The organism is Paraburkholderia sp. PGU19, assembly GCF_013426915.1.
Lineage (GTDB): Bacteria > Pseudomonadota > Gammaproteobacteria > Burkholderiales > Burkholderiaceae > Paraburkholderia.
The window spans coordinates 994,326-1,020,010 of the sequence record NZ_AP023181.1 but is presented as its reverse complement, the minus strand read 5'-3'; the positions used below and the strand labels follow the sequence as shown (position 1 = coordinate 1,020,010).

Genomic DNA, 25,685 nt, shown 5'->3' with positions numbered 1-25,685 from the left:
TGTCGGCGGGGGCGCGCCTGAGGCCGGTCAGCATCGCACCGATCAGATTGTCAGGCGAATGCTGCCGGTATCACCCGCGTTCGAACGTTCAGATTCCCTCGACGCGGCCCGCTGCAAGTACTGGCCCGGTGGGTTGCCCGGTTGGCGATCCCCCTTGCGGTTCGAGGGACACCGCAAGCGTGGTCTGTGCGCCGAGTTGCTGAAGTTGATCCTGCGCGACGTGCACGATCGTCGGGTGCTGCGGATCGATGACGCCCAGCGAGATGGGTTTCGAGCCGGGCGGAATCATCCACATCTGCGTGGAATGGTTGGCGGCAATCGAGAAGTCGCGAGGCGGAACGACGACGATTTGTGCGTGTTGCGCATCCACCGTCGCCGTCCAGGCTGCGCCCGGACCTTGCCGTTCGAGCGTCGCAACGAGATATTGCGCGCCTGCGGGTGGGGCCTCGGCTTCGTGCAACACGGTGCGTGTCAGGACGATGGCGAGCGCGCAAGCTGCAACGACCGACGTCAATCCCGTCCAGCGCCAGAACGACAGGCTGTTCCATAGACCCGCGCGGCGCTCCGTCTGCGTCCAGCCCAACTGCGCTTGCAAACGGTCCCACACATGCGAAGGCGGCATCACCTCCGCCACGTCTTCGTTCAAAGGCATCAGGCGCGCTTGCCAACGCGCGAGCGATTCGGCCATGTCCGCTTCCTGCTGCATCGCGAGCTCGATTTCGCGGCGCTCCTCGTCGCTGAGCACGCCAAGCACGTACTCCGCGCAGCGAAGGTCGTTTTCGTCGGAGGAGGCGGGCGTATTCATCGCTCAAGACACGTCTTCAGCTGCATCAGACTGCGGCGGATCCAGCTTTTCATGGTGCCCAGCGGAACACTCATTCGCGCGGCCAGTTCGGCGTACGACGAACCCGTGAAGAATGCCTCCCTGATTGCCTTTCTCTGAATATCGGGCAGCGCTTGCAGGCACAGCTCGAGCCGCTGGCGTTCCTGGCTGAGTTGTGCAAGGGCAGCGGGAGTGGGGGATTCATCGACGATCTCTTCGACAGTTGTTTCGTCAAGCGAGACCGTGCGGCGGCGCCTGATGCGATCGATTGCGCGATTGCGCGCGATCGTCCCGAGCCACGTGAGAGCGCTGGATAGCTGCGGATTGAACGTGGCCGCCTGGTTCCAGGCTGTGACGTACACGTCCTGAAGCGTGTCCTCGGCTTCGGACCGGTCACGCAGGACCTTGATGCAAATGGCGAAAATCTTTGGCGATGTACGACGATACAGCGTTTCAAACGCAGCCCGGTCGCGCAACGCAACAGCCGATAGCATGCGGTCCAGATCGTCGCGCCCCGCAGCGTCCGAAGACGTGGGCGTTCGCGCCGCGTCACGCATTTCCTTCGGTTGCCTTGAGGACATGTTCCACCCGGGCTGGCTGTACACGGTACGTCTTCGTGCACGTAGTGTATCAGCGCGATGCGCATCCAGTAGCCCGTCCCCGGGCAATGGTCGCGAGGGCATCGGATCTCCTGGACGGTCGTGAACGCGGATTCAATTCCCTTTGTACGGTGTTGGGCGCATCGCGGATGCAAAGTGTTAAGGCATTATCGTTCTTCCCGCTACGGCATGATCTGACGATAAACAGATTGGCAGCCGGCTGATGATCAGCAAATCGGCACCGACGCATGGCGCTTGAATAAATCACCCCGCGTGCATCCAGCACCTTCACGCCGAAGCGCCGAGCGTTACCGTGCCGTGACGCGTGTTGGACAGGCCGCCGACGAGCAATAGCCCGGCGACGGCCGAAGTGACTGACCCGTCAGCGTTCGACGGCTTCGACACAGCGGGCAGCCTCAGGCATCGGCAGCGTCGTGCAAGTGCGGATAATCCGTGTATCCCCGCGCGTCCCCACCGAAGAACGTCATCCGGTTCGCTTCATTCATCGTTGAATTAGCGGTCAACCGTGCAACGAAATCGGGATTCGCCAACACCATCTGGCCGTATGACTCCAGATCGGCCAGTCCTGAGGCCAGATCGCTGCCGACCCGTTCAAGCGGACGGCCGGGGCGGTTCACGATGAGAGCCCGTGTCCATAACTTGCGGATGTCGGAGAGTAGCACCTCGTTGCCCTGATGCATGATGTGGACGTAAGCCAACCCCAGCTTGTCGAGTTCGGCGACCAGGAAGCGGTACAGATCCGGGCCTTCGGCGCCTTCGTCGATGCCCCACATCGTCGTTCCGGGCGACAGCCGGATGGCGGTGCGCTCCGCGCCGATTTCACCGGCGATTGCCGTGGCTACTTCGATGGCAAAGCGGGCGCGATTTTCGATCGAGCCGCCGTAGTCGTCGGTGCGCATATTTGCGCTCGGCGCGAAGAACTGCTGAACCAGATAAGCGTTCGCGCCGTGGATTTCGACGCCATCGGCGCCGGCGTCGATCGCACGGCGCGCCGCGTGACGGAAATCCTGGACGGTCTGACGGATTTCGCTCGTGCTCAGCGCGCGTGGTTCGGGTATCTCCTGCATGCCCGTGGGCGTGAACATACCCGTGCCCGGCGCGATCGCGGAAGGCGCGACGCCCTGACGATGATGCGGCGTATTGTCGGGATGCGACATGCGCCCGGCATGCATGAGCTGGATGAAGAGATGTCCGCCTTTTGCATGGACGGCCGACGTCACCTTTTTCCAGCCAGCGACATGTGCATCCGTATAAATGCCGGGCGTGGTGAGATACCCCTGCCCGTCGTCCGAAGGCTGCGTGCCCTCGGTGACGATCAGCCCGATGTCTGCGCGCTGGGCGTAATACTCGGCGGCCAGTTCGCCCGGCGTTCCGTCGAACTGCGCGCGCGAGCGCGTCATCGGCGCCATGACCAGGCGGTTGCGCAGCAGGTGTCGACCGACGCGGACGGAATCGAACAATGAGTTCATGACGTAATCCTTGATTCGTTTGAATGAAAGACGGCTGACTGCAGGTCACTCACGCGACCGGGTAGTGCACTCGTCAGGAACAGATCATCGCCCGCTTCATCCTCGGGATAAATATGGTAATTTGCAGAACATTGATCCATTGATGGAGCAGTAGACGTGGAGCTACTCAATGACATGGCGCTGTTCGTCGAGGTCGTCAAAGCCAAAGGCTTTCGTCACGCTGCGCAGGTGCTGGATATGCCGAACTCGACGTTGTCCAGGCGCATCGCGACGCTGGAGAAAGCGATCGGATTGCGTCTTCTGCACCGGACCACACGCAGGATCGAGCTGACGGAGGCCGGGCAGCTCTATTTCGAGCGCTGCAAACGTATCGTCGACGAAGCGCGCCTCGCGCACGAGCAGCTCGGCGACATGCTTGCGAACCCCAGCGGCGTGCTTCGCGCATCGTTGCCAGTCGACTTCGCCGTGACGTACCTCGCGCCATTGATCGCGGAATTCGCCCGCCTCTACCCCGGCATCACCTTCGACTTCGACTTGACGCCACGGCAGGTCGATCTGGTCAGCGAACCCTTCGACGTAGCGATACGCATGGGCGAGCCCGCGGATTCGCAACTCATTGCGCGGCCATTGGCGTCGCTTCGGCCCAGGCTATACGCATCGGCGGGTTATCTCGAACAGGCTGGCGAGCCGCGCAAGCCCGTCGATCTGGAACGACACGAGTGCCTGGGCATCCTGCGAGCGAATGCATGGACATTGAACAACGGAAGACGGAGCGTCACGGTGCCTGTGGGAGGACGGTTCACGCTCAACAGCGTCGGCATGATCCGGCGGCTGGCGACGCTCGATATGGGCATCGTGCTGCTGCCCGAAGAAATCGTCGCCGATGAACTGGCCAGCGGGAAGCTGCGGCACATCATGCCCGAATGGGAAGGCATAGCCACGCCAGTCTACGCAATCACGGAAACCCGTCTGTTGCCCGCGAAAACACAGCACTTCATCGGATTTCTTCGGGAGCGGTTAGGTCGGTAAGCTGGATCGAATAACCCATCGCCTGCGGCTGGCCATGGGTTGTCGAAAAGAGTCAGTTCCTGAGCGGACTTCAGCTGCGACGCGCCAGGTGAATACCGGCGAGCATGCAACGCACTGAGCCACCCGCCAGTTCAATAGTCGGCACGTCGAGCGGCAACAGCTGCGCGGACCGCTCGATCAGCCTGCGCTGCCGTTGCGTGAGACAGCCAAGCGCACGCCGCGAGAGCGCGAGCACGCGGCCATCGCGGCCCGTCAGTTCCAGCGCGTTGCCCGCGAAATGACCAAGCTGCGCATTGTCGAGCGCGATCACCGTGCGTCCCGTTTCCGCGAGCCGCCGATGAATATGCTCGCGCCGGGTTGCATCGCGGATCACGTCGAAGCCAACGAGCGCGAAGTCCGTCGCGACACTCATCATCACGTTCGTGTGATAGACGGGTTGCCCGTGGGAATCAGCCGTATCGAAGCACATCGGCTCGAAGTTGAAGTGCGTGCAGAAGCGTTCGAGCGCAACGGGGTCCGCGCGTCGCGAGCGCGCCGTGTACGCGATACGCGTCACGTGATCGAGCACCATCGCGCCCGTACCTTCCAGAAAAATATCGTCGTGTTCAAGGCCCGAATAGTCGACGACATCCTGCACGCGATACTCGGCCTTGAGCATCTCGATCACATCCGTGCGCCGCTCGCGTCGGCGGTTGCGGCTGTACATCGGATACAGCGCGACATGGCCGCCCGGATGCGTCGAGAACCAGTTGTTGGGGAAGACGGAGTCGGGCGTGCCGTTGTCCCCAAGGTCATCGAACACATGCACGCGGACGCCCGCCTCGGACAGGCGTTGCGCGGCGGCCGTCACTTCGTCGCGCGCCGTGTCGGCCAGGGCGCACGCATCGGCATGGTCTTGCGATTCGGGCGCGCGTTGAAAGGCGTTGTCGCCGGCGGTTTCGGGATTGGGTGTGAAGCGGTGCGGCCGTACCATCACGACGGCCGACGGGGCCTGTATCGACAAGCGGTTCATGTGTGCACGCAGAAGACAGTTGAGCAATGAGACGATGGTGATTCAATGCGCCAGTTCGATCCCGGCGTTTTGCGGCACCGGCGCGCTCTGGGTGCCGATCAACGCGAAGAGGTTCTTCGGATCTGCGGCGGGGGGAATCAGAGAAATCTCTGTGCCAGCGGCGTATTGCATCGCGAGCGCGTACAGATAGCGCAAGGCGGAATAGTCTTCGAGCGCGAAGCCGACGGAATCGAAGATCGTGACCTGCGATGCGCTTTCCCGGCCTGCGGCTTCGCCCTTCAGCACGCGCCAGAGTTCGACGACGGGAAAGTCGGCGGGCATTTGCTGGATATCGCCTTCGATACGCGTTTGCGGTTCGTACTCGACGATCACACGGCCCATGCGCAGCACGTCGGCATGCAGCTCGGTCTTGCCGGGACAATCGCCGCCCACTGCGTTCAGATGCATGCCGGGCTGGATCATTTCCGGCATGACGATGGTCGCGTGGGCTTTGTCGGCGGTCACGGTCGTCACGATATCGGCGCCGCGCACGGCCTCGGCTGTCGATGCTGCGCGCACGACCCGCAGCGCAGGCCACGCGGACAGATTGCGAACGAGCTTGTCGGTTGCGAGCGAATCGACATCGAACACCCGGATTTCGTCGATGCCGAGTTGCGTGTGAAAGGCGATCGCCTGGAATTCGCTTTGCGCGCCGTTGCCGATCAGCGCCATCGTTTTCGAGTTGGGACGCGCGAGCGCTTTGGCGGCGAGCACCGAGGTCGCCGCCGTGCGCAGCGCGGTGGTCAGCGTGAGTTCGGCAAGCAGCAGCGGATAACCGGTATCGACATCGGCGAGCGCACCGAATGCCATCACCGTGTGAATGCCGCGTTGCGCGTTGACGGGGTGGCCGTTGACGTACTTGAAGGCGAACAGCTTCGCGTCGGCTACGGGCATCAGTTCGATCACGCCGTCGCGCGAATGGCACGCGACGCGCGGCGATTTGTCGAACTCCGCCCATCGAAGAAAGTCGGCCCGCAAGGTGCTGACGAGTTCGTCGATAAAGCGCGGCACGCCGACGCTCGCAACGAGTCGGCTGGCGGCGGGAACGTCGAGGAAGCGGGTCATGGTGTTGTCTCCGGTGATGGTTTTGCGGGCTGGATGTGCCGCCCGATAGAGACATTATTTCCGCCCGTGAAGCCAACAGAAAGATGGCAAACTTACTGAATCTGCTGAGATTTCCGGCACTCTGATAGATCGGGCTGGCATTCTGTTCAATTACAGCTATTGCACATGGCGTAGTAGCCGTATGCTCGAAGCCCGCTCATCGCACCAAAGGTACTGACATGATCAATCTCGACGACGTCGATCGCCAGCTCATCGCCCTGTTGCGCGACGACGCTCGCGCCTCTGTCGTCACGCTCGCGAAGGAGCTAAGAGTCGCGCGCGCAACGGTACAAAACCGGCTGGCCCGGCTGGAAAAGAATGGCGTGATCGTGGGCTATACGGTGCGTCTCAAGCAGGCGGCGGAGAAGCATCGGATCCGCGCGCTGATGTCGATCGCCGTGCACGGCAATCGCGCCGCTGAAGTGATCAAGGTGTTGCGCGGGCATCCGAACGTAGCGACGATTCACAGCACTAATGGGCGCTGGGATCTGATCGCCGAGTTGCATGCGGACTCGCTGGAGAATTTTGATCGCGTGCTGGGGGCGATTCGCATGATCGACGGAATCGCGAATACCGAGACCAGCATTTTGTTGTCTACTCACAAGGCCTGACGTGGAGCAAAAGAGCCTGCGTGTATTCTTCTGAGTGGTCGTCCCCACGATAACCAGAAGTTATCACCCGCGCAGCAGCTTTCATTATTCAACCCAGTCCCGTTTCCCTACATTGTCCGGCAGACGCAATGTAGCTCAGTCAACTGGAAACGAGGAATCACATGAAATTGCTCCGATACGGCGCCCCGGGCCACGAAAAGCCCGGCATTCTCGACCGCAAGTGCACAATACGCGATCTGTCCGGCGTGATCGACGATGTCGCGGGCTCGACGCTGTTGCCTGAATCGCTGGAGCGGCTGCGTCAGATCGATATCGAGTCGCTCCCCATCGTTTCCGCCGAAGAGCGCATCGGCGCCTGCGTGGGCCGCATCGGTAAGTTCATCTGCATCGGGCTGAACTACGCGGACCACGCCGCGGAATCGAATCTGCCCGTGCCGGGCGAGCCTGTCGTGTTCGGCAAGTGGACGTCGGCGGTCGTCGGTCCGAATGACGACGTGCGCATCCCGCGCGGCTCGCAAAAGACCGACTGGGAAGTCGAGCTGGGTGTGGTGATCGGCAAGGGCGGCACGTATATCGAAGAAGCCGACGCGCTCAGCCACGTCGCGGGCTATTGCGTCGTCAACGATGTTTCCGAACGCGAGTATCAGATCGAGCGCGGCGGCACGTGGGACAAGGGCAAGGGCTGCGACACGTTCGGCCCGATCGGCCCATGGCTCGTCACCGCTGACGAAATCCCCGACCCGCAGCGGCTCGCCCTTTGGCTCGAAGTGGACGGCAAGCGTTATCAGAACGGCAACACCAGCACGATGATCTTCAACGTCGCGCAGATCGTCTCTTATTTGAGCGGGTTCATGAGCCTGCAACCAGGCGATGTGATCTCGACGGGCACGCCGCCGGGCGTCGGCATGGGACATAAGCCCGAGCCCGTCTATCTGCGCGCAGGGCAGACGATGCGCCTCGGCATCGAAGGACTCGGCGAGCAGCAGCAACGTACCGTCGCCGCATAAGAGGAGCGCGCTGATGAACCAGTACGACTTCACGCAGCGCGCGCTGCCATCGTCACGGGCGGCGCGCAAGACATCGGCTATGCGGTTGCGGAACGCAGTGTTCGATCTGTCGGGCGGCCTCGCCACGTATTGAGCTTCACGTAATCGCGCCGTAAAGCTCGCCCGCCACCTGCTTCAACGCGCGCACCACCTGCGTCGAAGCAGGCGACAGCAACTGCCCGGTGCGCGTGATGATGCCGAAGTCGTCCATCCGCAGCGGCATGTCGAGCGGCAGGATCGACAGCAGGCCGTGCGCTGCGTAGTAATGCGCGACCTCGGCGGCGAGCACAGCAAGCATGTCGCTTTGCGACAGCAGGCTCGTGACAAACAGCAGTTCCGCGCTTTCGACCACGTTGGACGGCGGCGCGAGGCTTTGACGCTGGAACATCAGCTCGAAGCGATGGCGCAGCACGCTTTGCGCGGGCGGCACGACCCACGACGCGTCGACGACATCCGCCAGCGTCAGCGATTGCGACGCCAGCAACGGATGACCCGAACGGGCGACGGCGAGCGCCTGTTCCTCAGCGAGAGGCTCGTAGCGCAGATGCAGCTTGTCATGTTCGACGGAGAGCCGGCCGATCACGAGGTCGAGCTTGTCTTGCGCGAGGCTTTCGAGCAGCACGTTGCTGCTGTCGATTTCGACGCTCACGCTCAAGCCGGGATGGTGCTGCTTGACCTGCGCAATCGCGGCGGGCAGCAGGCTGACGGCGGGCGACGTGATCGTGCCGACGGCCACGCGCCCAAGCTGCCCGGACTTCAGCGCGAGCACTTCCTCGCGCGCCTGATCGAGACTGCCGACCACGGAACGCGCGTGGCGAATCATGACCTCGCCGTAGAGCGTAGGCCGCATGCCGCGCGGCATCCGCTCGAACAGCGGCGCATCCAGCATTTCTTCCAGTTCGCGCAGCAGCTTCGACGCGGCGGGCTGGGACATGCTCAGCGCGTCGGCGGCGCGGTGGATATTGCCTTCTTCGTCGAGCGCGACGAGCAGCAGCAGTTGCCGCGTCTTCAGCCGCGTGCGGACATACCAGGGGTTCGAATCAAGCATAAGGGTTAATACCAATAATTAAAGCAATATCAGTTCGGCGCCAATTTTCATTAGAAAGATATCAGACCGTTTCGTAGACTTCTCTTTTTCCCATGATCCGCAACCGCCTCTCGTCCCTGCCAAAACGGTTGCGTGAAGATCAGCACTCGCCTTCAGGAAGCAAGCATGTCGGATAAGAAAACGAAGCTGCGCTCGGCCCAATGGTTCGGCACGGCCGACAAGAACGGCTTCATGTATCGAAGCTGGATGAAGAATCAGGGCATCCCCGATCACGAGTTCGACGGCCGGCCCGTCATCGGTATCTGCAATACGTGGTCGGAACTCACGCCGTGCAACGCGCACTTCCGCAAGATCGCCGAGCACGTGAAGCGCGGCATCTACGAAGCGGGCGGCTTCCCTGTCGAATTCCCCGTGTTTTCAAGTGGCGAATCGAATCTGCGTCCCACCGCGATGCTCACGCGCAATCTCGCGGCGATGGATGTCGAAGAAGCGATTCGCGGCAATCCCATCGACGCCGTCGTGCTGCTGACCGGTTGCGACAAGACCACGCCCGCGCTGCTGATGGGCGCGGCGAGTTGCGACGTGCCCGCGATCGTCGTCACGGGCGGGCCGATGTTGAACGGCAAGCTCGACGGCAAGGACATCGGTTCGGGCACGGCCGTGTGGCAGTTGCACGAATCGCTGAAGGCGGGCGAGATCGATCTGCACAAGTTCCTGTCGGCGGAAGCGGGCATGTCGCGCTCGGCGGGCACCTGCAACACGATGGGCACGGCTTCGACGATGGCGTGCATGGCGGAAGCGCTCGGCACGTCGCTGCCGCACAACGCGGCCATTCCCGCCGTCGATTCGCGCCGCTACGTGCTCGCGCACATGTCGGGCATGCGCATCGTCGAGATGGCGCACGAAGGGCTCACGCTGTCGAAGATTCTCACGCGCGAAGCGTTCCTGAATGCGATCCGCGTGAATGCGGCGATTGGCGGCTCGACCAATGCGGTGATTCACCTGAAGGCGATTGCCGGACGCATCGGCGTGCAACTCGATCTGGACGACTGGGTGCGCGTCGGACGCAACACGCCGACCATCGTCGATCTGATGCCGTCGGGCCGCTTCCTGATGGAAGAGTTCTATTACGCGGGCGGTTTGCCTGCCGTGCTGCGTCGACTCGGCGAAGCGGATCTGCTGCCGCATCCGGGCGCGCTGACGGCGAACGGCAAGGCGTTATGGCATAACGTGATGGATGCGCCCATCTACAACGACGAAGTGATCCGTCCGCTCGACAAGCCGCTCGTGAAGGACGGCGGCATTCGCGTGCTGCGCGGCAATCTCGCGCCGCGCGGCGCGGTACTGAAGCCGTCGGCGGCGACGCCTGAACTGCTCAAGCATCGCGGACGTGCAGTCGTGTTCGAGAACTTCGAGCACTACAAGGCGCGCATCGTCGATGAAACGCTCGACGTCGACGCGAACTCCGTGCTGGTGATGAAGAACTGCGGACCGAAGGGTTATCCGGGGATGGCCGAAGTCGGCAACATGGGTTTGCCGCCGAAGCTGTTGCGTCAGGGCGTGAAGGACATGGTGCGCATTTCTGATGCACGCATGAGCGGCACGGCATACGGCACGGTCGTATTGCACGTGACGCCGGAAGCGGCAGATGGCGGGCCGCTTTCCGCCGTGCAGGACGGCGACTGGATCGAGCTGGATTGCGATGCGGGCACGTTGCGCGTCGATATCAGCGATGAAGAACTGGCGCGCCGCCTCGAAAGCCACACGCCGCCCGAGATGCCGGCCGGCGGCGGTTATCAGCGGCTGTATATCGATCACGTATTGCAGGCGGACGAGGGGTGCGATCTGGACTTCCTCGTCGGCTGCCGGGGCGCAGACGTGCCGCGCCATTCGCATTGAGGAGAGAACGAATGAATCTGACGGGTGAATTGCTGATTGGCGCTAAAGCACGGCGCGGACAAGGTGCGGAATTTCGTGCTGTCGATGCGGCAACCGAGCAACCGTTGCAGGCACCGGCTTATTACAGCGCGAACGCGAGCGATGTCGACGAAGCCTGCACGCTGGCAGAAAACGCATTCGATATTTACCGCACGTTGCCCGCCGAACGCCGCGCGCGTTTTCTCGATGACATCGCCGGGCGCATCGAAGCACTCGGCGACGCGTTGATCGAATGCGCGATGAGCGAATCGGGTTTGCCGAAAGCGCGTCTCGAAGGCGAGCGCGCGCGCACGGCTAATCAGTTGCGTATGTTCGCGTCGCTCGTACGCAGCGGCGACGCGCTCGATGCGCGCATCGAGCCCGCGTTGCCCGAACGCCAACCGCCGCGCACCGATCTGCGCTTTCAGCGCATCGGCGTTGGCCCTGTTGCCGTGTTCGGCGCAAGCAATTTTCCGCTCGCGTTTTCCGTCGCGGGTGGCGATACGGCGGCGGCGCTCGCAGCGGGTTGCCCTGTTGTCGTGAAGGCGCATCCGGCGCATCCGGGCACGTCGGAACTCGTGGGTCGCGCGATTCAGGACGCCGTGCGTCACGCGGAACTGCCCGAAGGCGTGTTCTCGATGCTGTTCGACGCAGGCCATGAAGTGGGCGCGGCGCTCGTCGCGCATCCGTCGATCAAGGCCGTGGGCTTCACCGGCTCGCGTGCAGGCGGACGCGCGCTGATGGCGATTGCGAACGCGCGCGCGGAGCCGATTCCTGTCTACGCGGAAATGAGCAGCGTGAACCCGAACCTGCTGATGCCTACTGCGCTGACCGCGAGAGCCGAAACGCTGGCGCGCGATTTCGTTGCATCGGTGACGCTGGGTTGCGGGCAGTTCTGCACGAATCCGGGGTTGATGCTGGGCGTCGCAGGCGAAGGCTTCGAGCGTTTCGCTGCAACCGCTGCGCAGAGCATTGATGGCGTGCAGGCGGGCGTGATGCTCACGGGCGGCATTCTGCGCGCCTACGAGGCAGGCATCGAACGGTTCGCGGCGAATCCCGCTGTGACGACGCTGGCGCGCGGCAAGGCGCCCGAAGCGGGCAGCCGGCGCGCGCCAGCGGTGTTGTTCCGCGTGAGTGCGAAGAGTCTGCTCGCGGATCACACGCTGGCTGACGAAGTGTTCGGCCCGTGCAGCGTGCTGGTCGAATGCGCTGATGCCGATGAATTGCGCACCGTGTTGAATCGTATCGAAGGGCAACTGACGATCACGCTGCATCTCGACGACGCCGATCAACCCGCCGCGCAAGCGCTGCTGCCGATTCTCGAACGCAAGGCGGGCCGCATTCTCGCGAACGGATTTCCGACGGGCGTCGAAGTCTGCGACGCGATGGTGCATGGCGGCCCGTTCCCCGCGACATCCGATGGACGCAGCACGTCGGTCGGCACGGCGGCCATCGAACGTTACATGCGTCCTGTCTGCTATCAGAACCTGCCTGCCGCGCTGTTGCCCGAGGCGTTGCGGGATGCGAATCCGCTTGGTGTGCATCGGCGGTTCGCGGGGCGGCACGAGCGCACGCAGAGTTGAGCAAGCAAGTCGCGCCAACGCAGTACATAACGACATTCTCGGAGACATCGAATGACCACACCCTACGCCAGCGCGCAGCAGGCCGCGCCCGCAGTCGATGCGGGTACGGGCGCCGCGCTCGCCGACGAACAGCGGATCATGAATCTGCTGATACGCCGGCTGATTCCGTTTCTCGCGTTGATTTACGTCGTCGCGTACATCGACCGCTCCGTGGTCGGCTTCGCGAAGCTGCACATGAACGCGGCCGTCGGCCTCAGCGACGCATCTTATGGCCTCGGCGCGGGGCTGTTCTTCATCGGCTATTTTCTGTGCGAAGTGCCGAGCAACCTCGCGCTCGAACGCTTCGGCGCGCGCGTATGGTTCGCGCGGATTCTGTTCACGTGGGGCGTCATCACGATGCTGATGTCGCTCGTCAGCGGACCGACGAGTTTCTATGTGCTGCGCTTTCTGCTCGGCGCGGCGGAAGCGGGCCTGTATCCGGGCATTCTGTACTTCCTCACGAAGTGGTTTCCGATGCGGCATCGCGCGCGCATCATCGGCTTGCTGGTGCTTGCGCAACCGCTTGCGGGGATTCTGACGGGACCCGTGGCGGGCTTCGTGCTGTCGACGCACGGCGTGTTCGGCCTGTCGAACTGGCAGACGCTGTTCGTGCTGAGCGGCCTGCCCGCCGTGCTGCTGTGCGTGCCGACCTTGCGCGTGCTGCCCGAGTCGCCCGCGAATGCGAAGTGGCTCGCCGCGTCGGACCGCGCGTGGATCGAACGCGAACTCGCCGCCGATAGCGCGTCGTATGGCTTGCAATCGCACGGCAATCCGCTGGCCGCGCTGAAGGACAAACGCGTGCTGCTGCTCGCGCTGCTGTTTCTGCCGTTCCCGCTGAGCATCTACGGACTGTCCTTGTGGCTGCCGACGATTATCAAGGCGTTCGGCGTCACGGACGCCGTGACAGGTCTGCTGTCCGCCGTGCCTTATCTGTTCGCCGTGGTCGGACTGTGTGTCGTGCCGCGTCATTCGGATCGCAAGCGTGAGCGGTACTGGCATATCGTGGTCGTGTCCGCCTTCGCTGCCCTCACGATGGCGCTGAGTGCATGGACGCACACGCCCGCGCTGCAATTCCTGTTCATCTGCCTGACAGCGTTCTCGCTATATTCGATTCAGGCGGTAGTGTGGGCGTTGCCCGGCCAGTTTTTGTCGGGGGCGCGCGCGGCTGTCGGCATCGCGACGATCAATTCGCTCGCGAACCTGGGTGGCTACGTCGGGCCGTACGGCATCGGACTCATCAAGGATGCGACGGGCAGCCTCGCGTCCGGCCTCTATTTCCTGTCCGCGACGCTGCTGTTCGCCGTCGTGATCACGTTCGTCGTGCGGGCGTCGTTGCCCGAACCGAAGGCGCATGCGCGCTGATGCGCGCGTGACCTGTTCAAAACATCTTCTAGCGGAACTCATGTCATGACCTCACAACGCACTCCACGTTATCGCGGCATCTTCCCTGTGGTGCCGACCACGTTCACCGAAACGGGCGCGCTCGATCTGGAAAGCCAGAAGCGCGTCGTCGATTTCATGATCGACGCGGGCTCGGACGGCCTGTGCATTCTCGCGAACTTCTCCGAGCAGTTCGCGCTCTCCGACGACGAACGCGAAACGCTCACGCGCGTGATGCTCGAACACGTTGCGGGCCGCGTGCCCGTCATCGTGACGACGAGCCACTACAGCAGCGCCGTGTGCGTCGAGCGCAGCCGCCGCGCGCAGGAGCAGGGCGCATCGATGGTGATGGTGATGCCGCCGTATCACGGCGCAACGTTCCGCGTGCCCGAGACGCAAATCTATGAGTTCTACGCGCGGTTGTCGGATGGCATCGATATTCCCATCATGATTCAGGATGCGCCCGCGAGCGGCACCGTGCTGTCGGCGGCATTTCTTGCGCGGATGGCGCGTGAACTCGAACAGGTGTCGTACTTCAAGATCGAGACGCCGGGCGCGGCTGCGAAGCTGCGCGAGTTGATTCGCCTCGGCGGCGATGCCGTGGAGGGTCCGTGGGACGGCGAAGAAGCGATCACCCTGTTCGCGGATCTCAACGCGGGCGCGACGGGGTCGATGACGGGCGGCGGTTATCCCGACGGTATTCGTCCGATTCTCGAAGCGTTCCGCGAAGGCAAACGTGATGAAGCGTTTGCGCAGTATCAGCGCTGGTTGCCGCTGATCAATCATGAGAACCGTCAGACGGGTTTGCTCGCGGCGAAGGCGCTGATGAAAGAGGGCGGGGTGATTGTATGCGAGGCTCCGCGGCATCCGCTGCCGGTGATGCATCCCGATACGCGGGCTGAGCTGATTGACATCGCGCGGAGGCTTGATCCGTTGGTGTTGCGATGGGGCAAGTGAATGCATAGCGGGTTAGCGCTGCCCGGTGTGTTTGCCTTTGCACTGGCATCCGCGATTTGCTAGCGTGCTTCACGCGTCGCCCCTGTGCGGGGCGGCACCTACTTTTCTTTGCCGCCGCAAAGAAAAGTAGGCAAAAGAAAGCGGCTCACACCGCCAGCTCTAGTTGTTGCCTGAGGGCCCCCAAAGGTTCTTACGCTTCACGCGGCAATCACGTGACTCATGTTAGTTGCCAGTGCTCTTGCGGTGCGCATCACCCGCTTCACGCTCCTGCATTGCAGTATGCCGTGCCAGATAGTCCACGGCCGCCCAGGTGGCAAACTGTGTGTAGGCCGTAGCGCCGCACACGCCTCACTCCGAACCGATAGCGCGCGCTCAACCCTGTAAGAGCGGCAAGCTATACGACGCGACAACCTACACACAGTTTGCCACCTGGGCGGCGCAAACCATTCGCTGCCGCTAGCTCTTGTTCGGGTGTTTGAAGTGGGTGAGGCGCTCATTCGAAGCGTTGGCAACGAACGCGAACAGAAATGCTGCCGTGTGAAGCGTAAGACCGGCTGGGGGCCCTCAGGCAGGAAGAAATGTTGGCGGTGTTAGCCGCTTTCTTTTGCCTACTTTTCTTTGCGGCGGCAAAGAATAGTAGGTGCCGCCCCGCACAGGGGCGACGCGTGAAGCACGCTAACGAAACGCGGATGCCAGCGAATAGGTAAGCGCACAGGGGCGAAGCCTGAAGCACGAAGGCAAACCGCGAATACCATCAAACAAGCAAGCACCCCCATCAGCGTCGCAGACAAAAAAACCTACCCCGGCACTCGAACCCACCCCTCCATCAAAACCCGAGCACTCCGGCTCATAACGGCCTTCTTAACGGCCCACTCGCCGTCTTCGAGTGTAGCCACCGCGCCGACCCGCAAAGTCCCCGAAGGATGCCCGAAGCGCACAGCTTCGCGCTCCCCACCGCCGGCGGCAAGATTCACCAGCGTGCCAGGAATGGCAGCCGCCGTGCCAATAGCAACAGCCGCCGTCCCCATCATCGCGTGATGGAGCTTCCCCATCGACATAGCGCGCACGAGCAGATCGACATCATCAGCAACAACGGCCTTGCCGCTCGAAGCAACATAACCAGAAGGCCGGGCCACAAACGCGACCTTAGGCGTATGCTGCCGCGTCGCGATCTCATCGAGACTCTTGATCAGCCCCATCCGCAGCGCCCCATGCGCACGAATAGTCTCGAACTTCTTCAGCGCCGCGTCATCGCTATTAATCGCGTCCTGCAACTCCGTACCCGTATAACCAATCGCTTCGGCATTGACGAAAATCGTCGGAATACCCGCATTGATCATCGTCGCCTTGAGTGTGCCGACGCCGGGCACTTCGAGATCGTCGACGACGTTACCCGTCGGGAACATCGCGCCTCCTGCGCCTTCCTCTTCCGCAGCAGGGTCCAGAAACTCGAGTCGCACTTCCGCAGCAGGAAAAGTCACCCCATCGAGCTCGAAGTCCCCCGTCTCCTGCACAGAGCCATGAGTCATCGGCACATGCGCAATGATCGTCTTGCCGATATTCGCCTGCCAGATGCGCACGACAGCAACGCCGTTATCCGGCACGCGCTCCGGATCGACCAGCCCGCCGCTGATCGCAAACGGTCCGACCGCCGCCGACAGATTCCCGCAATTCCCACTCCAGTCGACAAATGGCTTATCGATCGACACCTGCCCGAACAGATAATCCACATCATGATCCGGCCGGCTGCTCTTCGCGACGATCACCGTCTTGCTGGTGCTCGACGTCGCGCCGCCCATGCCGTCGATCTGCTTGCCATAAGGATCAGGGCTGCCGATCACGCGCAGCAGCAACGCATCGCGCGTGGCGCCCGGCACTTGCGCCGCTTCGGGCAAATCCTTCAGGCGAAAGAACACGCCTTTGCTGGTGCCGCCGCGCATATACGTGGCGGGAATCTTGACTTGAGGTGCGTGTGCCATGTGTTTTGATCCCGATGAATATGATGCAATCCGCTTCAGGCCGCTGCCTTCGACGACTCCAGGAAGTCTTGCGCAAAGCGCTGCAGCACGCCACCCGCTTCGTAGATCGACACTTCCTCCGCCGTATCGAGACGACACGTGACGGGCACTTCGACGCGCTCGCCGTTCTTGCGGTGAATCACCAGCGTCAAATCCGCGCGCGGCTTGCGCTCGCCGATCACGTCATACGTCTCCGTCCCGTCGATACCCAGCGCGAGCCGGTTCACGCCCGGCTTGAACTCGAGCGGCAGCACGCCCATGCCAATCAGGTTCGTGCGGTGAATGCGCTCGAAGCCTTCCGCCACGATCGATTCGACGCCCGCGAGACGCACGCCCTTCGCCGCCCAGTCGCGTGACGAGCCTTGACCATAGTCCGCGCCCGCAATGATGATGAGCGGCTGCTTGCGGTCCATATAGGTTTCGATGGCTTCCCACATGCGCGTGACCTTGCCTTCCGGCTCGATGCGCGCCAGCGATCCCTTCTTCACCTGTCCATCGACGATAGCCATTTCATTGGCCAGTGTCGGGTTGGCGAACGTCGCGCGTTGCGCGGTGAGGTGATCGCCGCGATGTGTCGCGTAGGAGTTGAAGTCCTCTTCGGGCAGGCCCATTTTCGTGAGGTATTCGCCCGCTGCGCTGTTCGCGAGAATCGCGTTCGAGGGCGACAGGTGGTCCGTCGTGATGTTGTCGCCGAGCACGGCGAGCGGGCGCATGCCTTGCAACGTGCGCTCGCCAGCCAGCGCGCCTTCCCAATACGGCGGCCGGCGAATGTACGTGCTTTGCGCGCGCCAGTCGTAGAGCGGGCTGATCGGCTCGCCGCTCGCGGCCGTCACGGCGAACATCGGCTCGTAGACCTTGCGGAACTGCTCGGGCTTCACGCTCTGCCTGACGATCTCGTCGATCTCTTCATCGCTCGGCCAGATGTCCTTCAGATACACCGGCTTGCCGTTCTGGTCCGTGCCGAGCACATCGCGCTCGATATCGAAGCGGATCGTCCCCGCAATCGCATACGCGACGACGAGCGGCGGCGACGCGAGAAACGCCTGCTTCGCATACGGATGAATGCGGCCATCGAAGTTGCGGTTGCCCGACAGCACGGCCGTCGCGTACAGATCGCGATCGATGATCTCCTGCTGGATTGTCGGATCGAGCGCGCCCGACATGCCGTTGCACGTTGTGCACGCAAACGCGACGATGCCGAAGCCGAGCTTCTCCAGATCGGGCAGCAGGTTCGCTTCCTGCAAATAGAGTTCGACGGCCTTCGATCCCGGCGCCAGCGACGACTTCACCCACGGCTTCCGCGTCAAGCCGCGAGCGTTCGCATTGCGCGCGAGCAAAGCCGCTGCGATCACGTTGCGCGGATTGCTCGTGTTCGTGCAGCTCGTGATCGCCGCGATGATGACGGCGCCGTCGGGCATCTGTCCCGGCACTTCTTCCCATTTGCCCGCAATGCCGCGTTCGACGAGATCGGACGTCGGCAGGCGTTTGTGCGGATTCGACGGACCCGCCATATTGCGCACGACCGTCGACAGATCGAACCTGAGCACGCGCTCATATTCGGCGTGCTTCAGCGAATCGGCCCACAGGCCAGCCGTTTTCGCATACGCTTCGACGAGCTTCACTTGCGCGTCGTCGCGGCCCGTGAGACGCAGATAGTCGATGGTCTGCTCGTCGATGAAGAACATTGCAGCCGTTGCGCCGTATTCGGGCGCCATGTTGGAGATCGTCGCGCGGTCGCCGAGCGTGAGGCTCGACGCACCTTCTCCGCGAAACTCCAGATACGCGCCGACTACTTTTTCCTTGCGCAGGAATTCCGTCAACGCGAGCACGATATCGGTCGCGGTAATGCCCGGCTGACGTTTGCCCGACAGTTCGACGCCGACGATATCCGGCAAGCGCATCCACGATGCGCGGCCCAACATCACGTTCTCCGCTTCCAGGCCGCCGACGCCCACGGCAATCACGCCGAGCGCATCGACGTGCGGCGTGTGACTGTCCGTGCCGACGAGCGTGTCGGGATACGCGATGCCATCGGCAGCATGAATGACAGGCGACATCCGCTCCAGATTGATCTGGTGCATGATGCCGTTGCCCGGCGGAATAACGTCGACGTTCTTGAATGCCTTCTTGGTCCAGTTGATGAAGTCGAAGCGGTCTTCGTTGCGCCGGTCTTCGATTGCGCGGTTCTTCGTGAACGCATCCGGATCGAAGCCGCCGCATTCGACAGCGAGCGAGTGATCGACGATCAACTGAACGGGTACCACGGGGTTCACCTTCGCCGGGTCGCCGCCCTGATCGGCGATCGCATCGCGCAGTCCCGCGAGATCGACGAGCGCTGTCTGACCGAGAATGTCATGACACACGACGCGCGCCGGAAACCACGGAAAATCCAGTTCGCGCTTGCGTTCGATGATCTGCCGCAGCGAATCGGTCAGCGTCGCGGGATCGCAGCGGCGCACGAGGTTCTCGGCGTGCACGCGCGACGTGTACGGCAGCTTGTCATAAGCGCCAGGCTCGATCGCGTCGATCGCGGCGCGCGTGTCGAAGTAATCCAGCGAAGTGCCGGGCAGCGGTTTGCGGTGTGCAGTATTCATGGCGTAGGGACACATGCGATATTGATCGTGAGCCGGCGTGCGATGCCGTGTCGCGGCTTCGGCACACATGGCTCCGTGTGGTGGCCGGGCTTGCCGTCCACGTGTTTCTTGCGAAGTGTAGCGCTTCAGCGGGCGCCGGGTGTAGCGGCGCAAACATAAAAAGCGCATAAAAAGCAGCCTTGGCTCGCGGGTATAACGAACCAAGGCCGAACAGGATTGCGGCTCTCGCACCGCACTTCCAGGAGTCGAGTTGCTCGTTCAGGCGCGCTTCGAAAGTGGCACGAACGCGAGATCGTCCGGACCCGTGTAATTCGCGCTCGGTCGGATGATCTTGTTGTCGACGCGCTGTTCGATGATGTGCGCGGCCCAGCCGGACGTGCGCGAGATCACGAAGAGCGGCGTAAACATGGCCGTCGGCACGCCCATCATGTGATACGACACGGCGCTGAACCAGTCGAGATTCGGGAACATCTTCTTGACGTCCCACATCACGCTTTCCAGCCGCTCGGCGATCTCGAACAGCTTCGTGTTCGACGCTTCCTTCGACAGTTTCTTCGCGACGTCCTTGATCACCTTGTTGCGCGGATCGGAGATCGTGTAGACGGGGTGGCCGAAGCCGATCACGACTTCCTTGTTTTCGACGCGGCGGCGGATGTCGGCTTCTGCCTCATCCGGCGTCTGGTAGCGCGACTGGATCTCGAACGCGACCTCGTTGGCGCCGCCGTGCTTCGGCCCGCGCAGCGCGCCGATCGCGCCGGTGATGGCCGAATACATGTCCGAGCCCGTGCCCGCGATCACGCGGCCCGTGAACGTCGATGCGTTGAACTCGTGTTCCGCATACAGATTCAGCGACACGTGCATCGCATCGACCCACGACTTCGGCGGCTCCACGCCATGCAGCAGATGCAGGAAGTGGCCGCCGATCGAATCGTCGTCGGTTTCGACTTCGATCCGCTTGCCGTTGTGCGAGTAGTGATACCAGTACAGCAGCATCGAGCCGAGCGAGGCCATCAGCTTGTCGGCGATATCGCGCGCGCCCGGCAGGTTGTGATCGTCTTTTTCCGGCAGGACCGTGCCCAACACGGAGACGCCCGTGCGCATCACGTCCATCGGGTGCGCGGCGGCGGGAATCCATTCCAGCGCGGCCTTCACGTTCGCGGGCAGGCCGCGCAGCGCCTTGAGCTTTTGCTTGTAAGCGGCGAGTTCGGCGACGTTGGGCAGCTTGCCGTGCACGAGCAGATGCGCGATTTCCTCGAACTCACAGGCGCCCGCGAGATCGAGAATGTCGTAGCCACGGTAGTGCAGGTCGTTGCCCGTCTTGCCGACCGTGCACAGCGCGGTGTTGCCGGCCGTCACGCCCGACAGGGCCACGGATTTCTTCGGCTTGAATGCGCCCGCGCTCGTTGCGCCGTTGTCTGCTTCGCTCATGTGTCTTCCTCCAGGTGCCATTACTTGTGTGCGGCGAACAGTGCGTCGAGCTTGTCCTCGTACGCGTGATAGCCAAGGTGTTTGTAGAGATCTTCGCGCGTTTGCATTGTCGGCACGGCGGCCTTTTGCGTGCCGTCGCGCAGCACGGTCTCGTAGAAATTGAGCGCCGCCGCGTTCATCGCGCGATAGGCGCCGCAGCAATACAGCGCAATGTCGACGTTCGCTTCGCGCAGTTCCGTCGTGGTGAAGAACGGCGTCGTACCGAACTCGGTCAGGTTCGCGAGAATCGGCACCTTCACGGCGGCCTTGAAGCGGCGGTAGTCGTCGAGCGTTTTCATCGCTTCGGGGAAGATCATGTCCGCGCCTGCTTCGACATACGCGACGGCGCGCTCGATCGCGGCATCAATGCCTTCGGCGGCGGCCGCATCGGTGCGGGCCATGATGACGAACTGGTCGTCGGTGCGTGCATCGACGGCGGCTTTCACGCGATCCACCATCTCTTCCGTCGGGACGACTTCCTTGTTCGGGCGATGCCCGCAGCGCTTCTGGCCGACCTGGTCTTCGAGGTGAACGGCCGCGACGCCCGCCTTGATGAACGAGCGCACCGTGCGCCCGATGTTGAAGGCGCCGCCCCAGCCCGTGTCGATATCGACAAGCAGCGGCAGGTTGGTGGCGTCGGTGATGCGGCGGGCGTCCGTCAGTACGTCGTCCATCGTGCTGATGCCGAGATCGGGCACGCCAAGTGAGTTCGCGGCGACGCCGCCGCCCGACAGATACAGCGCCTTGAAGCCGACGGCTTCGGCCATCTTCGCGACGTACGCGTTGATCGCGCCGACGACCTGCAGCGGTTGTCCTTCTGCGACGGCCTGGCGGAATGCGGCGCCGGCGCTGGTGGGTTGTTTGGCTGAATTCACTGTGAGGCTCCGTTGTTTGCGCGGCTATATCTGCAAGTGGCGTGCCATGTAGCGTTATGTCGCTAAGTCTCTGATTTTGCGAGGCACACAAGCGCACGAGCGTTCGTGGAAATTTCAAAAATGAAATCGGCGGTTTCTGTTGTGAAATTAGACGCGCATAATGGAGCGTCTTGCCGCTTTTGAACCGGATCGCTTCGATGAGCACGCCTTCCACCGTTTCGAACCCGCGCCCGCGCATCTGGGCGATGGGTATCAGCCGCTTGCGCGACCTGTTCGTCGATATCGCCAGCGAGTATGCGGGCCGCGCGGACCTGCGCGTGGTCGCGCGTGGCTTCGACGACGCCATGCAGGAAATCGACGCCGCGGGCGCCGAGCGTCCCGATGTGATCGTCGCGGGCGGCTCGAATGCCGCGTATCTGAAGGGGCGCGTCAACGTGCCCGTCGTCGCGATCACGCCGACGGGCTTCGACGTGATGCAGGCGCTGGCCCGCGCGCGACGCGACGGCGATTCAGTCGCGCTCGTCACGCACGGCGAAACGCCCGACGAGGTGAAGCGCTTCACGGCCGCTTACGGCATCGACGTGATCTTCGCGTCGTACCGCTCGACGGAAGACGCGGAGAACTGCGTGCGCGAGCTGCACGAACGCGGCGTCGATGCCGTGGTCGGGCCGGGGCATGTGACCGATCTCGCGGAGCGCGCCGGCATGGGCGCTGTGTTTCTGTACTCGCGCACGTCGGTGCGCAGTGCCTTCGATACCGCCCTCGAAGTCGCACAGGCTACGCGCGCCGAGGGCGTGCGGCGCCAACGCCTCGATAACCTGTTGCAGCACCTGCGCGATGGCGTCGTTGCGCTCGACGCGCAGGGACGCGTCGAAGCGATCAATCAACGGCTTGCGGACGTGCTCGGCATCGACGCTGCGAACGCCGCGGGCGTGCCGTTGCAGAAGCTCGCGCCGGATCTCGCCAGCGCGCTGCCCGATGCCGACGGCGATACGCTGGTGTCCGTGCGCGGCACGAGCTATCTCGTGCATCGCGGGCCGCTGGCGGGCGCGGGGCACGCGGCGGGCACGGTGCTGACGTTCCAGGAATCGCGTGCTGTCGAACGGCTCGATCGCACGCTGCGTTCGCGGCAGCGCGGGCAGCAGTTCACTGCGCGCTACCGGCTCGACGATCTGGTCGGCGAATGCCCGTCGATTGAGCGCGTTCGCACGCTGGTGCGGCGCTACGCGAAGTCCGACGCGACCGTGCTGATACTCGGCGAAAGCGGCACCGGCAAGGAAATGGTCGCGCAGAGCATGCATCGGCTGAGCGCGCGGCGTGACTTCGCATTCGTCGCGATCAATTGCGGCGCGTTTCCGGAGGCCTTGCTGGAAAGCGAACTGTTCGGCTATGAGGAAGGCGCGTTCACGGGCGCACGCAAGGGCGGCAAGGCGGGTTTGATCGAAGCCGCGCATCGCGGCACGCTGTTTCTCGATGAAATCGCCGAGATGCCGTTGCCGCTGCAAAGCCGGCTGCTGCGCGTGTTGCAGGAACGCGAGGTGGTGCGGCTCGGTTCGACGGAACCGACGCGTGTCGACATACGCGTCGTCGCCGCGACGCATCGCGCACTGACGGAGGGTATCGCAGCGGGGACGTTTCGCGCCGATCTCTACTACCGCTTGAACATTTTGAGCATTGCGCTGCCGCCGTTGCGCGAGCGCACGACGGACGTATTGCCGCTCGCCGCCGAACTGCTGTTGCAGGCGGCCGCGCGCGAGCCGAGGCTGGTGACGCACGTCCCTGATTTGCAGGCCGCGACGCACGTGCTCGCGCAGATCGGCGAGCCGTTGCGCCTTTATGCATGGCCCGGCAATGTGCGCGAGCTGCAGAACGTGATCGAGCGGATCGCCGTCGAACTCGCCGACGCGGAAGGCGACACCGGCGACGTGTTCACGCGTGAGATGCTCGATGTCGTCGCGCCCGAACTGGTCGCATCACCAGTGACGCAAAAGAAGGATGCGTTGACGTTGCGCGAGCGCAGCCGTCATGTCCAGGCGGACGAAATACGCGCGATGCTGGCTGCGTGCGGCGGCGACCGCGACGCAGCGTGCAAGGCACTCGGAATCAGCAAGACCACGCTGTGGCGCAAGCTGAACGCGATTCAATGAGCAGCGTGCTCACCAGCCCATCAGCGCGGTGGCGAAAAGACCCACTGCCACGAGGGCCATGCCGATCGTGAGCTTTTGCAGCCAGCGCTTTTTCGTGAGCAGCGTGATCGCGGCGAGCGCGATGGAGATCTGAATGAGCGTCGTCGCCTGGGCCCAGCGGTGATGCTGATGCTGCAACGCCTCGCTCACTTCATTGTCCTTCTTCACCTGCTTTTCGAGCGTCTCCGCCTGCTGTCGAATCGGCTCTTTCTCGGTCTTGTAGCGCTGCGTGTCGGTGATGAACTTCGCGTGCGCGGATGACGCGGGATCGGTCAGCGCCGCGCCCAGCTCGGCGAGATTCTGCTTTTCGCCCTTGGCCTGATAGTAGGCCCACTGGTTTGCGGCTTCCGTCTTGAGTATCGCGGCCTCGTTCTTATAGAAGAGCGCCTGGTTTTCGTTGGCGCCGCTCTGATACGCAGCAATCGCGCCGACGCTCGCCAGGATGGCCGTCATGACAGCCAGGCGCGAAGCGTTGCTGTCGTTGCCGTGGCCGCCTGCATGCTCGATCGCATGATCATGCGGGCCGTGCACTTCGTATTCGTCTGACATCGTGATTGGGGAAGTCGAAAAGCCGCCAGCATACCGCAGCGTGCAGCGGGTAAAAAAGCGGCAACGAGCAGGTGTTGTATCCCGGCGAATCCGCTACGAGGCAGCGGTGAGCACGCGATTCAGCATTGGAGCCTGCGCTGCGCGCGATACTCGGTGGGCGACGTTTTCATATGCCGCCGGAAGCTGCGCGCAAGATGGTCGCCGCTGGTCAGGCCGGCGCGCTTCGCCACCTTGTCGACGGGCAGATCGGTTTCGATCAGCAGATTGCAGACGACCTGAAGCCGCGCATGCATCAGATAGTCGGAAGGCGTCATGCCGAGTTCGCTTCTGAAGTGACGCAGGAGGCTGCGTTCACTCATCGCGGCGACCTGTGCCGCGTCTTCTATCGTGACCTGACGGCGGCAGTTGTCCTGCAACCAGTGCGCGGCCGCGCGCACTTTCTCCGCCGGCGTATTGCCAACCACGTCCTCGAAGATCGCGTTGAGCACGTCGTGCGAGCAGATCGACAGACGTTCGGCCACGCGGCGCGCCATGCTGTCGCCCATGTCGCGGCGAATCAGCTTCAGCGCGCCTGTGAGCGCGTCGTGGAGACTTTGCGATCTCGTCTTGCATTCGCCAGAAAGGCGCACCGCGCTCGCTGGCGAATCGCGCTCACTTGCATTCGGTTCGCTCCACGCGTGGCCATCGAGACCGGGCAGCGGCGCGCCGACGAGCCGCACGTCGGCCGCCTTCGAGCGCGCGCGATTGATCCACGTAATCAGCGGCACGGAGCGTGCGTCGATGTACGCGTCGGCGCCGACAATCGCAAAGATCGCATCGAATTCGTGGCCGGCGTGCGTATCGAATGTTTCGGCGCTGACGAGCAACGCGGCGGAACTGGCGATATACCCGTCGTGGTCGGAAAGTGTGGTGATCTGGTAGAACCACTGGATGGGGCCGCGCGCCGACAACTCGCTCGCGGCTTCGAAGGCATTGGCGATGACGCTGGCGCTCAGCAGGTCGAAGCCGTCGAACAGCACGACAGCGACGCGCCGCAGTCGCCGGGGAATGACGTCGGTGCCGTCGGAAGCTTGCGTTTCGAGTCCTGGAGACGGACGTGTCGACATCATTTCTTCCCCAACCTGAATGAACAGGACCAGAACCTCGAGGATCGACTCCGATACGGGAGGCATTCCGCGCGATGCCTATGCGAGGAAGGCTCCTGTTCGCTCGCTAACAAGACATGCTGCCTCGATAAATCGATTAGCGAATGTGGGCGAGCGCACGCAACATGATGTTTTTTCGAAGAACCGCCGTGCTCCCCCATTGACAGTCAATCG

General features: G+C 62.9%; 20 protein-coding genes. 8 read left to right on the top strand and 12 right to left on the bottom strand.

From position 1 onward, the window contains the following. Positions 1-88 precede the first annotated feature (88 nt). The 3 genes from H1204_RS34430 to H1204_RS34420 form a co-directional block, all read right to left on the bottom strand. The gene (locus tag H1204_RS34430; protein ID WP_180734960.1) at positions 89-805 is read right to left on the bottom strand and encodes an anti-sigma factor; all 717 of its coding nucleotides are present in this window, start codon (positions 803-805) and stop codon (positions 89-91) included. Next, positions 802-1,404 carry a sigma-70 family RNA polymerase sigma factor gene (locus H1204_RS34425; protein ID WP_243468957.1) on the bottom strand — a complete coding sequence of 201 codons (603 nt, stop codon included), beginning with the start codon at positions 1,402-1,404 and terminating at the stop codon, positions 802-804. Before H1204_RS34425 ends, H1204_RS34430 begins: the two co-directional genes overlap by 4 nt. A 434-nt stretch (positions 1,405-1,838) precedes the next feature. Continuing rightward, positions 1,839-2,912, bottom strand: coding sequence for an alkene reductase (locus tag H1204_RS34420; RefSeq protein ID WP_180734959.1), 1,074 nt, complete (start codon positions 2,910-2,912; stop codon positions 1,839-1,841). Between the two features lie 156 nt (positions 2,913-3,068). On the opposite strand from H1204_RS34420, the gene H1204_RS34415 reads away from it, so the two are divergent. After that, a complete protein-coding gene (locus H1204_RS34415; protein WP_180734958.1) occupies positions 3,069-3,941 on the top strand; it encodes a LysR family transcriptional regulator in 873 nt (290 codons plus the stop codon). A gap of 70 nt (positions 3,942-4,011) precedes the next feature. Here H1204_RS34415 and H1204_RS34410 read toward each other — a convergent pair whose 3' ends face one another. Further along, positions 4,012-4,953, bottom strand: a complete 942-nt coding sequence (locus H1204_RS34410; protein ID WP_180734957.1) for an arginine deiminase-related protein — start codon at positions 4,951-4,953, stop codon at positions 4,012-4,014. A 42-nt stretch (positions 4,954-4,995) separates the two neighbouring features. Further along, positions 4,996-6,057 (bottom strand): ornithine cyclodeaminase, encoded by a 1,062-nt coding sequence (locus tag H1204_RS34405; protein WP_180734956.1) that lies wholly within the window; start codon positions 6,055-6,057, stop codon positions 4,996-4,998. A 218-nt stretch (positions 6,058-6,275) separates the two neighbouring features. On the opposite strand from H1204_RS34405, the gene H1204_RS34400 reads away from it, so the two are divergent. Together H1204_RS34400 and H1204_RS34395 are read left to right on the top strand one after the other, a co-directional pair. Next, positions 6,276-6,707: an Lrp/AsnC family transcriptional regulator gene (locus H1204_RS34400; RefSeq protein ID WP_042306744.1), complete on the top strand. Its 432-nt coding sequence runs from the start codon at positions 6,276-6,278 to the stop codon at positions 6,705-6,707. Between the two features lie 161 nt (positions 6,708-6,868). Then, positions 6,869-7,714, top strand: a complete 846-nt coding sequence (locus H1204_RS34395) for an ureidoglycolate lyase (RefSeq protein WP_180734955.1) — start codon at positions 6,869-6,871, stop codon at positions 7,712-7,714. A gap of 136 nt (positions 7,715-7,850) precedes the next feature. Here the strand turns inward: H1204_RS34395 and H1204_RS34385 are convergent, their stop codons facing one another. Beyond that, positions 7,851-8,801 (bottom strand): LysR family transcriptional regulator, encoded by a 951-nt coding sequence (locus H1204_RS34385; protein WP_180734954.1) that lies wholly within the window; start codon positions 8,799-8,801, stop codon positions 7,851-7,853. Positions 8,802-8,966: 165 nt separating this feature from the next. Here H1204_RS34385 and H1204_RS34380 point away from each other — a divergent pair, with 165 nt between their 5' ends. The 4 genes from H1204_RS34380 to H1204_RS34365 are packed head-to-tail and all read left to right on the top strand — an operon-like array spanning position 8,967 to position 14,677. After that, on the top strand, positions 8,967-10,700 hold the full coding sequence (locus tag H1204_RS34380; protein WP_180734953.1) for an IlvD/Edd family dehydratase: 1,734 nt from the start codon (positions 8,967-8,969) through the stop codon (positions 10,698-10,700). 11 nt (positions 10,701-10,711) lie between these two features. After that, positions 10,712-12,301: an aldehyde dehydrogenase (NADP(+)) gene (locus H1204_RS34375; RefSeq protein ID WP_180734952.1), complete on the top strand. Its 1,590-nt coding sequence runs from the start codon at positions 10,712-10,714 to the stop codon at positions 12,299-12,301. Positions 12,302-12,352: 51 nt separating this feature from the next. Continuing rightward, complete coding sequence (locus H1204_RS34370; protein ID WP_180734951.1) at positions 12,353-13,702, top strand: MFS transporter; 1,350 nt, start codon at positions 12,353-12,355, stop codon at positions 13,700-13,702. Positions 13,703-13,747: 45 nt separating this feature from the next. Then, positions 13,748-14,677 carry a dihydrodipicolinate synthase family protein gene (locus H1204_RS34365; RefSeq protein ID WP_180734950.1) on the top strand — a complete coding sequence of 310 codons (930 nt, stop codon included), beginning with the start codon at positions 13,748-13,750 and terminating at the stop codon, positions 14,675-14,677. A 797-nt stretch (positions 14,678-15,474) separates the two neighbouring features. Here the strand turns inward: H1204_RS34365 and prpF are convergent. From prpF to prpB, 4 genes are all read right to left on the bottom strand, one after another. Continuing rightward, a complete protein-coding gene (gene prpF / locus H1204_RS34360) occupies positions 15,475-16,656 on the bottom strand; it encodes a 2-methylaconitate cis-trans isomerase PrpF (protein ID WP_180734949.1) in 1,182 nt (393 codons plus the stop codon). A 35-nt stretch (positions 16,657-16,691) separates the two neighbouring features. Further along, positions 16,692-19,289 carry a Fe/S-dependent 2-methylisocitrate dehydratase AcnD gene (gene acnD / locus H1204_RS34355; RefSeq protein WP_180734948.1) on the bottom strand — a complete coding sequence of 866 codons (2,598 nt, stop codon included), beginning with the start codon at positions 19,287-19,289 and terminating at the stop codon, positions 16,692-16,694. A 258-nt stretch (positions 19,290-19,547) separates the two neighbouring features. After that, positions 19,548-20,717: a 2-methylcitrate synthase gene (gene prpC / locus H1204_RS34350; protein ID WP_180734947.1), complete on the bottom strand. Its 1,170-nt coding sequence runs from the start codon at positions 20,715-20,717 to the stop codon at positions 19,548-19,550. 20 nt (positions 20,718-20,737) lie between these two features. Continuing rightward, on the bottom strand, positions 20,738-21,631 hold the full coding sequence (gene prpB / locus H1204_RS34345; protein ID WP_180734946.1) for a methylisocitrate lyase: 894 nt from the start codon (positions 21,629-21,631) through the stop codon (positions 20,738-20,740). Positions 21,632-21,828: 197 nt separating this feature from the next. Here prpB and prpR point away from each other — a divergent pair, with 197 nt between their 5' ends. Further along, positions 21,829-23,778, top strand: a complete 1,950-nt coding sequence (gene prpR, locus H1204_RS34340; RefSeq protein ID WP_180734945.1) for a propionate catabolism operon regulatory protein PrpR — start codon at positions 21,829-21,831, stop codon at positions 23,776-23,778. Positions 23,779-23,787: 9 nt separating this feature from the next. On the opposite strand, the gene H1204_RS34335 is transcribed toward prpR, so the two are convergent. Continuing rightward, a complete protein-coding gene (locus H1204_RS34335; protein ID WP_180734944.1) occupies positions 23,788-24,366 on the bottom strand; it encodes a DUF4337 domain-containing protein in 579 nt (192 codons plus the stop codon). 119 nt (positions 24,367-24,485) lie between these two features. Next, positions 24,486-25,538 (bottom strand): helix-turn-helix domain-containing protein, encoded by a 1,053-nt coding sequence (locus tag H1204_RS34330; RefSeq protein ID WP_180734943.1) that lies wholly within the window; start codon positions 25,536-25,538, stop codon positions 24,486-24,488. Positions 25,539-25,685 lie beyond the last annotated feature (147 nt).